This is a genomic window from Hungatella hominis (assembly GCF_014288005.1).
In the GTDB taxonomy this organism is placed as follows: Bacteria; Bacillota; Clostridia; order Lachnospirales; family Lachnospiraceae; genus Hungatella; species Hungatella effluvii.
Genome location: NZ_JACOPB010000005.1, coordinates 360,973 through 373,472 on the forward strand (window position 1 = coordinate 360,973; position 12,500 = coordinate 373,472).

The following is a 12,500-nucleotide window of genomic DNA, read 5'->3' on the forward strand; positions in this document are numbered from 1 at the left end:
ATAGAGTGGAAAACAGCAAAAAAAGGACGTAATTTATGACGAAAAATGAAAATGCTTACATCGTCGGCATTATAGCGGAATACAATCCGCTCCACAAGGGACATGCCTGGCACATACAAAAAGCCAAAGAACTGGCCGGCGCTAAATACTGTGTCGCCGTCATGAGCGGTGACTTTGTTCAGAGAGGCGCCCCGGCGATTTTCGACAAATACACAAGAACAGCCATGGCCCTGGAAGCCGGTGCCGATCTTGTATTGGAGATGCCGTCCATCTTCGCCGCCAGCAGTGCGGAAGATTTCGCTGCCTGTGGGATCGCGCTCCTGGACCGCTTGGGCGTTGTCGGTTCCGTCTGTTTTGGAAGCGAATGCGGCAATATGGAAGAAATTTCCCGTGCTGCTTCTATTTTAGCCTCAGAACCGGACCTTTATACGGCGGCACTGAAGGAACAGCTTAAAAAAGGCTTCACCTGGCCCCAGGCTCGGGCGCACGCACTCTCTTTAACCGGCGACTTCGATAAAGAGCTCCTGGATTCTCCCAACAACATATTGGGAATCGAATATGCAAAGGCCCTCATAAGACGAAAAAGCCCCATCCGGCCCATCACGGTCCTGCGTCAGGGAAGCGGATATCACGACACCGGATTTTCCAACGTCTTCTGCTCCGCCTCTGCGATTCGAAAAGAGCTGGAAGCAAACGCATCAAACAGCGGCGAGGGGCTTCCCACCTCCGTTCTCCAGGGTATGCCTTCATTTGCCGGGCACTTCCTGGAACAGGCTTATCCAGTCTTTTTAAATGATTTCTCGACGCTGCTTAATACGGCGCTGCTGCGCATGACGGCGGCATCGGATCCCTTTGAGCAGTATCTCGATGTCTCGGATGACTTAGCGGCCAGAATCAGGAAGGAGATTCTCTCCTTCTCTTCTTTTGAAGACCGGATAGGCGCGCTGAAGACCCGGCAGTACACCTATACCAGAATCAGCCGCGCCCTGCTTCATCTTCTGCTCGGCATCACGGATCAGGAGATTATGGCCGGCCGCGCCGCAGATTATGCGCCTTACGCCCGTGTCCTCGGCTTTAACCGCGGTGCTTCCGCGGTCCTTTCAGACATCAAAAAAAGAGGGACCATCCCTCTCATTACGAAAACGGCCGACGCCGGCAATCTTCTGGAAGGAACGGCGTGGAAGATGTTTCAGAAGGATCTGTTCTGTTCTCACCTCTACCAGGCCGTCGTTTCCGGAAAATATCATACTCGTTTGAAAAATGAATATACACATTCGGTCGTCATGAAGTCATGACGGCCGGATGAAACTCTCTATCTTATCTTTATAGAGCGGAAATCTGGATTTCGGAACCACGATTCCCTGACGCCACATCTCCATCAGCTCATCAAATACGACAAACTTCGCATCTACCACTTCCTCCGTCTGAAGCGCTAAATCTTCCAGATTCACATTCTGGCGGGTAATATACGTATCCACGAACCGCTCCTTTAAACAGATGGAATGGATCAGATGAAGCTCGTCCTTTGATGCGTGGATTCCAACCTCCTCTGAGAGCTCACGGAGCGCCCCTTCCACGCTGTTCTCACCCGTCAGCACAGATCCTCCGGTACACTCCCACAAAAGGCCGTACGGCTTATCCGGGTGCCTTCTGGTGAGCAGTATCTCCGATTTCTGGTTCACGGTCCAGACATCGGCTATAATATGGTACTCTCCAGGTCCCAGCGGCACGCCCCGCTCATGTGTCTTACCGGTCAGTTTCCTGTTCTCGTCGTAAACATCCCACAATTCCATAGGTTTTTCCTCCTAGAAATTAGCGCCGTTCCAGCCCCAGTGTTCCACTTCCTCGTATTTGATGTAAATCTTATCCTGAGGAATCCCCAGCACCTCCTCATAGATCTGACACAGTCTGGCCGTAAGCTTATCGTAAGCTTCATCCGTAGTTCCGCCGAAAATCTTCACCTCCACATAAGCCAGTTTCGTATCGTTCTTCCCCTTGAAATAAAGAGAATAATTGTCCTCAAAGCCAACCATAAGCCAGCTTTCTGATTTTCCCGGAATCAGGGATATTGCCTGTCCCAGCTTACCCTTCAGCGTTTCCTTATCACTGTCCGTAAGCGGCACACTTACCTTGGAATTAATAAATGGCATAATTTTACTCCTTCCTATAATTTTCTCTATCATACCACAGTCAAAGATAAAATGCCATTCAGATTTCCGTAATTCCAGCCTGGTTTTTGTTCCAATGCACTATGATTCTATTGTTACCCAGCGTTTTTCTGCATTGCTTCGAATGCACGCATCAACCACTCTCATGATCTGGCGCCCATCTTCAAAACCGGCGTGCACAAACGGCAGCTCCGGCTTCTTTATATGCCCGTAAAACGATGTGATGCCATTGCAGAATGCATCAGCCCAGCCAACAGAATGGCCAGCCGGAAGAGCAATCCACGGCGCCGCATAGCTCCCGACATTCTGAACTGACGCATAGATATCGTCATTTCCGTTTTCGCGTTCCCCTATGAACAGATGATCCGCCCGCTCCTGCTGCCAGGTGAGAGAAGCTTCTGTCCCATTAACCGTAAGGGCCAATCCGTTTTTCTTTCCGGCTGATACCTGTGAAATAAAAAAAAGGCCCTGGATTCCGTCTTCAAACTCTGCCATGACGAAGGCTGCGTCTTCAGAAGGCACGGCTATTTCCGTATACTGTCTTCCGTTCCGTCCCGGTTTTTCAAAAGTACCAGCAGCTTCTTCCGTTTTTTTCCTGACCGGATACAGATGAATCAGATTTGCATATACGGATTTAATCCGCCTGCCCAGCACATATTGAGCGGTATCAAAGCAATGGGAACCAATATCGGCAACTGCGCGGCTTACTCCTCCGGTCTCCGGATTCATCCGCCAGTCATAATCCGTATCGAACAGCAGCCAGTCCTGTAAATACTCCCCATATACCATGAAAGCCTTCCCAATGGCCTGTCTGCAGACACGGTCCTTCATCTCGTGAACCATCACATTGTTCCGATAATTAAAATTGACGCCTGTACACACGTGCTTTTCCTTTGCCAGTCTGATCAGTTCCGTCGCTTCTTCCACAGTCATTGTCAGCGGTTTTTCGCAGTATATGTGTTTACCAGCTTCCAGAGCCGCCCTGTTAATCTCGAAATGCATATTGGTTGGTGTGCAGTTGTGTATGGATACAAGCTCCGGGTTCTTCATCATTTCATGGTAATCGCTGTAAAACTCAGGGATGCCCAGATTCTGCGCGATTTCTCTGCCCGCTTTTTCATTTGTATCACAGAGTGCCAGGACCGTAAGGCCCGGAATTCTCCGCACTGCCTCGATATGCTGTTTTCCGATAAATCCGGCTCCTATAATTCCAATCTTTATCTGCTCCATTCTTCCCTTCCTCCGTATACAAATTGACTGATATACCGTTTACTTAACAGAATCGCTTCTTCGATGGATTCCTTCGATCCCTCAAATGACTTGTCTTCAATTTCAAGACAGAGACTTCCGTCGTAGCGGATATCCGTCAGAGCCGACAGGAAACGCCCCCATTCCACATCTCCAAGTCCCGGAAGTTTCGGTGTCATATAGGAAAGAGGCGCCGCCAGTATGCCGTTGTCATCCAGGCGGTCCTTCCATATTTTTATATCCTTGATATGTACATGAAACAGTTTATCCCGAAACTCGTATATTGGTTTTAAATAATCCATCTGCTGCCACACCAGATGGGACGGGTCATAATTTAAGCCGAAGCAGGGACTGTCAATCCGCCGGAACATTTCCCTCCAGACTGCCGGTGATACCGCCAGATTCTGTCCGCCCGGCCATTCATCCTCTGTAAATAACATGGGGCAGTTTTCTATTCCAATTTTTACGCCGCAGTCTTCGGCCAACCGGATGATCGGACGCCACACCTCTTCGAACAGGGCCAAGTTTTCAGACAGGGACTTGGAAGGATTTCGTCCAATAAAGGTCGTAACCATTAAAATGCCCAGTCTGGCCGAAGCCTCGATCACCTTTTCCAGATGGGCGACGGCAATCTTTGCTTCTTCCCTGTTCTCCGCCAGCGGATTGGGATAATAAGCCATAGAAGAGAGTCTTACCTTTTTCTCCCTGCAGTACTCTCTGACTGCGTTAATATTCTGCTCCTCCAGCTTATCCACGTCAATATGCGTTACCCCGGCATACCGTCTGGAGACGTTCCCTTTCGGCCAGCATGCCAGCTCTACGCAGGAGAACCCATGTTCAGAAGCAAAATCTATAACCTCCTCAAACGTATAATCCGCTAATATCGCACTGACAAATCCCAGCTTCATCTTTTTTCCTCCGTATGCGGAAATAAATCCGGCCTTAAATGAGTCATATCCGTAGGATTTTTCTCTACTCTTACAATCGGATTCGGACAGTATACATTATAAGTCTCTCTTGAATTCATCTTGATAAATGTTCCCGGATCATTAAGCGCCTCTTCCTCTTCCTTTGTGGGGCGCGGCGGCCTTGTATAGACGTATGCAATATGGGGATACAGACTGTCTCCCGGTGTTTTTCCAAAGACGCTCTGTTTCGCATGGAAGTAGAGCGCGGTGTAGCCTCCGGCATCTGCATGAGCAAGCCCCCTTGGCAAGATCACTAAATCCCCCGCTTTAAACTCATAGTATTCCCTCTCACAGGTTTCATCCCCTTCACCGATCGTGACACTGCCGGAGCCTGACAGAATAAACTTGTACTCTTCGATGTCCGGATGGGAATGGGAATCAAACGGCCTGTCCCTGTCAGAATCCGCTGATTTTTCAGCGAGATTGCAGATGGCAATATCATCGGTCCATGTGAGGGGATAGCTGGACTGTTTAAGCCCCGCATTGGCATTGTAGACCGGGGGAGCATCCACTCGTTTTAATACCCTGGCCCCCAGGACAGATCCATTTTTTTCCGCTTCTTTGCGGTTATCCATCACAGAAGTCTGCGGATCCACCGGGGTAATTTCCCGGTACAGCCGGTTTACTGCCTCCGGCTCCGTCTGTTCCCTATGGATTTCCTCTGCTTCCAGGATTCTTCCAAAGGATCTTTCCATCGTCTTTGTCTGGTTGTAACACGTATATGTACCTGGTGTCTTTAAATGTGCCGCCTCCCCCTCTTCCGGCCTCTCCGGCCGGTCAAGCGTTACGACCGGATGGGGAAAACGCACGGTACCGGCCATACTTCCATAAACGCTTGTCCTGGCATGAAAACAGATGGCTTTCCATTCTCCTTCCATGCGGTAAGGCACTTCACGCGGAACAATGACGAGTTCAAGTTCCCCGAATTCAAAACGCTCCTCCGCCGCACCCATGGCATTTCCCAGAATCAGGGTTCCGCGGCCTTCCAGTATATAGTAATAAACCGTAATATCCGGATGCATCCGGACCGCCCATGGCCGACAGTTATCCGTCACATCCTCTTTTTCCATGTAGGAAAAGATACCCAGGTCATTCACTTCGCTCAGAGGATAATTCCATTCTCTGCAGGCAGTCTCGTTGTCATAAACAGAGACGGCCGCTCCTCCTCTGATGATTCTTGCCCCGGGAACCAGCGGATTTCTGGCCGATTCCCGCATGTCCCCTGCAAATTCTTTCCGGTCTTTTTCCTGTCTCGCAGGACTCATATCAATCTTATACATCGTTTCATTTCCCTTTCTTTCATGCCGCTCCGAGTGTGCATGAAAATTGCTTTCCGCCGCGCTCAGGCCTTTACGCCGCCTGCCATAATTCCATCCATAATATTTTCTTCGAAGATCATAACAAAGATAATGATGGGCGCCAGAATCACACATCCCATGGCACTTAATAAATCCCATGGCACATCATAAGCATTGGCCCTTGGCAGGGTTGAGATACCAATAGTCAGTACTTTGATCTTCTGTGAGAAAAACAGAGGGATAAAAAACTCATTCAGACAGCTTATAAAATTTATAATACATACAGTTGCCACAGCCGGCCTCATAAGCGGCAGAGTCACAAACATAAGTTTCTGCATATGATTTGCCCCGTCGATCTCAGCCGCTTCCTCGATGTCAATGGGAATGCTTCCCAAATAATTTCGAAGGATCAATATGGTAAACGGAATCAGGGAGCTGGTATAGAGCAGAATCAGTCCCGGATACGTATCTACCAGTTTTAAACTCCTCAGATAGTCATAAAGCGGCCTTGCCGTCACGATCCCAGGGATCAGAGCTGAAAATACGATCAGTCCGTAAGCCATGGACAGTCCCTTGGAAGGATAACGCTCAAAGGCATACGAAGCGAGTATACAGATGACCGTTGACAGAATCAGGGTTACCCCCGTTATGATCAGAGTGTTCTTGATTTGAGGGAAGATACCCACGGTATGGATTAGTGTCTGGTAGCTCTTTAACGTGACATGACGGGGAATCCATTGGATGGGATTGGTAAAAAGCTCCGTTGACGGTTTGACGGAAGAAATAAAAATCCAGTAAAGCGGTATCAGTATAATCGCCGCTGTCAATACCGTCAAAACCCATTGAAATACTTTAAAAATTTTCTTTTTCAAATGTTGTCCCATTTCCATCCCCCTAATCCGATATTTTCTTGATTGCAAACAGATTGATTCCGGTCAATACCAGCATTATAAGAAACAGTACCACAGCGATTGCCGATGCATATCCCAGATTAAGATTATTAAACGCTTCAATCAAAATCCGATAAGACAGTACAGAGGTTCCATCATACGGTCCGCCTGAAGTCATGGCATAAACCAGTTCAAAGCTTGTAATACGCCACATTGTAAAAAATATGGATATGGTCATCACTGTTTTCAGAATACTCGGAATCGTGATATAGAAAAAACTTTTGACTGCTCCAGCCCCGTCTATTTTGGCTGCTTCATAGATGTCTGCAGAGACGAATTGCAGGGAGGCCAGCACGAGGATGGCGAAGAAAGGGATATCTTTCCATAAGTCAACGATAATCACTGCAAGCCTTGCCGCATCCACGTGGATCAACCAGTCATAATGAAATCCCGAAACCAGCCGTCCAATCAAATCATTCACGAATCCGTACGTTCCATTGAATCCCCATCTGGCGGCGCGCCCCGCTACGATCATCGGCATAGCCCAGGGAATCAGCACAATCGTTCTCAGAAACTTTTTTCCTTTGAATTTCATATTCAGCATCATGGCAAGAATCACGCCGAGCACGATATGAAATGTCATGGAAACAATGGTAAACAGAATGGTAAACTGCATGGAAGAGGCAATTTTTTCATCTGACAGCAGCTTTGCATAATTTTTCAGGCCGGCAAACGCTCCAGTTCCTCCGCCAATAATATGTAAATCACGAAAACTGTTAATAAATGTCATAAGGACCGGATAAAGGGTCGTAAGACACCGGATTATGATCACCGGAAGGATCATCAGCCATGGAAGCCAGCCTATTACACCAAGAGTCCGTTTTACCGGACTCTTTATTTTTTCTGTCTTCATTCATTACCTCCTCAGAACTATTTTGCTTTATCTGGAAAATACGTTTTTATACATTTCTGCATTCCTGCAATATAATCGTCAAAGCTGAGTTCATCACTTACATATTTTTGGAACAGCGCACCCACATCGTTGATATATTCCATCGAGTTGACCGGAAGCGGACGAGGAACCAGAGTTGTAGTTTTCAGATACGATTTTAGCTGCTCCATTCCCGGTACCGTAAAATCCGGGTCATCCACGACATCGGTCCTTGCAGGAAGTCTGGAAAACGTCCGGCCATACGTCTCCTGTCCCTCCAGGCTTGCAGCCCAGCTTAAGAAAACCTTTGCCGCTTCCTTATTCGGTGACGCAGCGTTCAGCACATACTGCCAGCCATTGGCATAGGTCTTCTCCTGCCCAAGATTCAGCATGGGGGCAATGTAAATGTCATCCTCTCCGTATCTGCCGGCTGCATCATACGTTGGCATAAAGCTGGAGTAATTCAGCATTGATGCGGATGAACCGTCCATAATACGCTGATTCAATTCCGTATACTGATCCGCCAGCTGTGAAAGAGGTGTATACCCCTGGTCAACCATCTCTTTCATAAATTTTACGGCTGCCTGTGTGTTTTCATTGGACCAGTCGTACATATCACCGCCGAACAGGTTTACAAACTCACCTATATCGTTCCATACATAGGTCTGTTCCCAGCCGCCCCCGTAGCCATACACACCCTCCTTCGATACCGCCTTTAAAAATTTCGTAAACTCCTCGCTCGTCTTTACGGATTCCATTCCGGCTTCCTTTACGTATTTGGAATTCAGCCAGAAACAGAATATTTCCATAAACATGGGAACACCTTTCCCATCACTCATCTCAATGAATGATTCCGGATATACTGCCTTAACCTCCGGAGTGAGCACATCATTAAGCGGTTCCAGATAATTGGTTCCGGATAATGAGAGAATCATTTCCTGATCCACGGAAAGGATATCGACCGTATCATCACCGGAAGAAAGTATTGTCATAACCTTAGCCGTCCGGTCGTCTGTATTAGTCGGCATGGCAAGTACTTCAATCTTCAGACCCGTTGCACGCTCCGCCGCCTCCACATAATCCTGAAAGTTCTCCTGTGTGGCCGCATCGTCGCAGAAAAGTGTGATTTGCGCCCCAGACGTCTCCCCTTTTGCAGATGAAGCTTCGGTAACGTGTTCTTCCTTTCCTGTGGTTTCCCCTATTTCATTTGTTTTCCCTGCACACCCTGCAAGAGAACCGGCTGTCATGCTTGCACACAGCAGAATGCTTAAGACTCTCTTTTTCATAGTCTATACCTCCTTGTTTGTTTTGTTTTGTCAGACAAGCACATTATAGACAAAAAATATGACTGTGGAAATATGTTTTTTTATGCTGATTTTAAGATTTTTTACCTGTTTTCTCCAATATTGTTGTGATTATTGACTTATATTATAGGGCTGGATATAATGAAATCACGCTTTTATTCACAGTTCATAACAGTAAGGATGGTTCCCGATTCCCATGAAAAAAAACATAAAAAGATTTCTGAGTTCGTTCCACTTGAAATTAAACACCGTATATAAGAAACTCGTATGCCTTACTTTAGTATGCAGCCTCGTTCCGCTGCTCTTAACCAGTTCGATCTCTTACTATATGGCTTATTCCATGTCAAAAAACAGGACCATTGATTCCCTCCGCGCTGCCAACCGACAGATCGCCATCAATATTAACAACCGGCTGTCTCAGATAGAAAGCCTCTCTAACTCGATATCCTTCTATCTGTATCATCTGCAGAAGACTCCGCTCTATCCCCTGTCTGAATACCTGTCCGCCTTTTCGCAGAGCAGGAACAGCATCGGCTCCATAAAGAGCACGTTTAAGCTCCTGCAGATAACCGTCTTTCTTCCGGAGGATTGCTTCATCAATCCCAACGGCAATGGAATTAACTTTTTTCCGTTAAACCGGCTGTCTGATTATAACATGACGGAACAGGAGCTTTTTGACGCCGGTTCCCGCTCCTTTTGGCGCACCAATAAGGACTTACAGTTTCCTGCGGCCTTTTCAGCCATCCCCAAAAGTGTCATGACCTGTTGGAATGCATACCGTAATATTTACACAGGATCTTTAAATTATGCCTTTGCCTGCCATTTACGACTGTCGGAATTCTCGGAATTACTGAGTTCCCCTATCGATACATCAGACAGCAGAAGCTACGTCATCGATCAGGACAACCGGATCCTGATGCACAGTGATGAAAAGAAAATAGGAAGCCTGCTGGCCGCAGACCAAGTAAATCTGTGGGACGAAACAAGAGATTCCTTTATCGTAGGGGACACCCTCCTCGTTGCACAGCCCTTGGACAATCCTTCCATGATGCTTATCACACAAATCCCGCTCTCCTATGTCCGGCAAAATGGTAATTTTATTCTTACCTTTCTTCTATTGGCGATATGCTCGATAATTATCTGCACTGTCTGCTTATCAATTGCTGCATCGAAAACATTTACACGCCGATTCCATACACTTTCCCAGGTGATGGAATCCATAAAAGCCAGTGAAAATCGTGATATACTAAAGCTTCTTCGCCCCATGACCAGCCGCCCAGCCTGTGACAGAGATGAGCTTGATCAACTGGCCGGCACTTACGAGACCATGGTACTGGAACACGATGAATACTTTAAACAGATACTGGAGATGTCGCTGCAGACAGAAAAGCTGAAGTATCAGCTATTACAGTCCCAGATAAATCCTCATTTTCTTTTTAATACCTTAAACACCATCGTTTCCTGTCAGTCACTCGGAAAAGTGGAATTGGCCAGTCAGACGATTACCAATCTGTCTCAGTTTTACCGGCACCTTCTACATGATCCGGATCATTTAATACCGATCCGCGAAGAGCTTTTAGTAACGGAGTTGTATTTAAAGTTGATCTGTGTATCAAAACCCAATCGAATCACATGGAGCTTCGAGACGGAAGATGGCATTGAACATTTTTTAATCTGTAAATTCATATTTCAGCCTTTTATGGAAAACGCCATCATTCATGCGATTCCGGATTCCAACAGTTCTCTCCATATTGTAATTTCGATTCACTATGATGAGGATACCATACTGATCCGGATTTCTGACAACGGAATCGGAATGGATAAAGAGCGTTTGGCAGACATCCGGCAAACACTCCAAAAGCATCAGGCTGACTACGACAAAAATTATGGAATCAGCAACGTAAACGTACGTCTCACGCCCTATTTCGCCCCCGGCAGTGATACGATTCAGCTGGAAAGCCATCCTGGCTGCGGCACCTCATTCACCATTCATTTAAAACAGATTTTATAAGGAGGAATACTGTGTCTAAATACGCTTTGATTATAGACGATAATAAACTTGTAACGGAATCTCTAAAAGAGAATATCGACTGGCACAAGCTTGATGTCGTTGTGACTCACGTTTTTTATGATGCACTGCAGATAGAGGAAGTCGTCGCATCGGAGACGGTGGACATCATTATTTCCGATATTCGAATGCCTGGTCTGTCAGGCCTGAAAATGGCTAAAGAAGTGTTGAAACAGAACCCGGCCATAAAGATAATCTTAATCAGTGCCTATGAAGATTTTCAGTATGTCCAGGAAGCAATACGACTGGGGGCCTACGATTTTATAGAAAAACCCATCGATCTGGCTTATTTGAGCAGTATCATTGCAAAAGCAGCGGCTCAGATCGATCTGGACCTTCAGACAAAGCGTCAGCTGGAAGCCAGTAAACCGGCCATGGTTGAAAAATTCTTCTACGATGTGCTGCACCATGCGCCGGCGGAGGCAAAGTACAATTACGGCGACTATCCCGTTTTTCTGTCGCTTACAATTGAATCCCATTTTCATTTATGCATCGTGATTAAAAATACAAATGCCAACCAGTTAAAAAATGCGTTAGGCCTTCAGCGCTATCATATGGATCTGCTGTCTCTTGAAAATGACATCGGTCTGCAATTTGCAGACTTTCCTCTCGCATACCTCCTGCACAAAGGAAACTCTCTGGTTTTGGTTATAGGAAAAGGCAGAGCTTCGGCCGTACAGCTTCTGACGGCTGCTGAGGAACGGATATCCCCCATCCTGGAACGCGCTTCACTGTTCAAGCTGGCAGTCGGCATTGGTAATACGGTTGCCTCCTTCTGGGATATCCGGGAATCTTACGAAAACGCAAAACTGGCGCTGGAATACCGTTTCTTTTTTCCAGAGGAGACAATACTCCGCTATCAGGATCTGCCCCCAGAAAATTCCACTCCTGATCTGAATCTGGAATCAAAATGCAAATATATTATAAACATGATCTGTAAAAATGATGTTCCCCGTTTGGAGCAGTATCTGGACTCTCTCTATGAGGAGTACTTAAAGCTGCACATATCCAGAGACAGTCTGTTCTTTTTTATCTCCGATATGGCTGGTAAAGTGCTGAATTTTCTCTATAAAATGGGAGTGGATCTTGCCTCTCTCGACGAAGATTTAATGAAATACTGGGGTAATCTAAAGCGTTTTTCTACCGGACAGGAGGTCTTTCAATGGTTCTTCAGGCTTTGTGCCATGGCCGGAAGCCTGCTTGACACCTCTGTATCCGGTTACCAAAAACGGCTTGCCTCTCTGGTAGAAAACTATATTCAGTTAAATTATGCCAATCCTGATCTTGGACTGAATGAAATAGCTGCCAGCGTAAATGTCAGCCCTACACACTTAAGCGCCGCATTTAAGGAAACAACCGGCGGTAATATTGTGGATTTAATCGGAAGCACCCGGATTATGGCAGCGAAGGAGCTGTTAATGAACACCGAACTCTCCATACGGGAAATCAGTGAAAAAACCGGTTTTTCCAACCAGTATTACTTTAGCGCCTGTTTCAAAAAAATAACCGGCATGGCGCCGACGGGGTTTCGAAATCCCAACCACTGAAAACACTGTCTTTATCCCAAGTCAAATCCCTGCCGCCTAATGAATTAAACGGCCGGAGCAAAAGGCAATATCTGTCTT

Annotated in this window: 11 protein-coding genes; 3 read left to right on the forward strand and 8 right to left on the reverse strand. The window is 46.7% G+C overall.

Going from position 1 to position 12,500, the window contains the following annotated elements:
• Positions 1–35: 35 nt before the first annotated feature.
• Complete coding sequence (locus H8S75_RS14090; protein ID WP_187022163.1) at positions 36–1,295, forward strand: nucleotidyltransferase; 1,260 nt, start codon at positions 36–38, stop codon at positions 1,293–1,295.
• Here H8S75_RS14090 and H8S75_RS14095 read toward each other — a convergent pair.
• From H8S75_RS14095 to H8S75_RS14130, 8 genes are all read right to left on the reverse strand, one after another.
• Positions 1,290–1,793 (reverse strand): NUDIX hydrolase, encoded by a 504-nt coding sequence (locus H8S75_RS14095; RefSeq protein WP_187022164.1) that lies wholly within the window; start codon positions 1,791–1,793, stop codon positions 1,290–1,292. The two genes, H8S75_RS14090 and H8S75_RS14095, sit on opposite strands and share 6 nt — an antisense overlap.
• 12 nt (positions 1,794–1,805) lie before the next feature.
• A complete protein-coding gene (locus tag H8S75_RS14100; RefSeq protein WP_187022165.1) occupies positions 1,806–2,150 on the reverse strand; it encodes a phenylpyruvate tautomerase MIF-related protein in 345 nt (114 codons plus the stop codon).
• Between the two features lie 99 nt (positions 2,151–2,249).
• Entirely contained in the window at positions 2,250–3,398 is a 1,149-nt protein-coding gene (locus H8S75_RS14105) for a Gfo/Idh/MocA family protein (RefSeq protein WP_187022166.1), read from the reverse strand.
• A complete protein-coding gene (locus H8S75_RS14110) occupies positions 3,386–4,324 on the reverse strand; it encodes a sugar phosphate isomerase/epimerase family protein (RefSeq protein WP_187022167.1) in 939 nt (312 codons plus the stop codon). The genes H8S75_RS14105 and H8S75_RS14110 overlap by 13 nt, the downstream gene beginning before the upstream one ends.
• Positions 4,321–5,664 carry a cupin domain-containing protein gene (locus H8S75_RS14115; protein WP_187022168.1) on the reverse strand — a complete coding sequence of 448 codons (1,344 nt, stop codon included), beginning with the start codon at positions 5,662–5,664 and terminating at the stop codon, positions 4,321–4,323. The genes H8S75_RS14110 and H8S75_RS14115 overlap by 4 nt, the downstream gene beginning before the upstream one ends.
• A 62-nt stretch (positions 5,665–5,726) precedes the next feature.
• Positions 5,727–6,566, reverse strand: coding sequence for a carbohydrate ABC transporter permease (locus H8S75_RS14120; RefSeq protein WP_187022169.1), 840 nt, complete (start codon positions 6,564–6,566; stop codon positions 5,727–5,729).
• Between the two features lie 10 nt (positions 6,567–6,576).
• Positions 6,577–7,485: a carbohydrate ABC transporter permease gene (locus tag H8S75_RS14125; protein ID WP_187022170.1), complete on the reverse strand. Its 909-nt coding sequence runs from the start codon at positions 7,483–7,485 to the stop codon at positions 6,577–6,579.
• A gap of 17 nt (positions 7,486–7,502) precedes the next feature.
• Positions 7,503–8,789, reverse strand: coding sequence for an ABC transporter substrate-binding protein (locus tag H8S75_RS14130; RefSeq protein WP_187022171.1), 1,287 nt, complete (start codon positions 8,787–8,789; stop codon positions 7,503–7,505).
• A 214-nt stretch (positions 8,790–9,003) separates the two neighbouring features.
• Here H8S75_RS14130 and H8S75_RS14135 point away from each other — a divergent pair, with 214 nt between their 5' ends.
• Positions 9,004–10,818 carry a sensor histidine kinase gene (locus tag H8S75_RS14135; RefSeq protein ID WP_187022172.1) on the forward strand — a complete coding sequence of 605 codons (1,815 nt, stop codon included), beginning with the start codon at positions 9,004–9,006 and terminating at the stop codon, positions 10,816–10,818.
• 11 nt (positions 10,819–10,829) lie between these two features.
• Positions 10,830–12,422: a response regulator gene (locus H8S75_RS14140; RefSeq protein WP_187022173.1), complete on the forward strand. Its 1,593-nt coding sequence runs from the start codon at positions 10,830–10,832 to the stop codon at positions 12,420–12,422.
• The last annotated feature ends 78 nt before the right edge of the window (positions 12,423–12,500 follow it).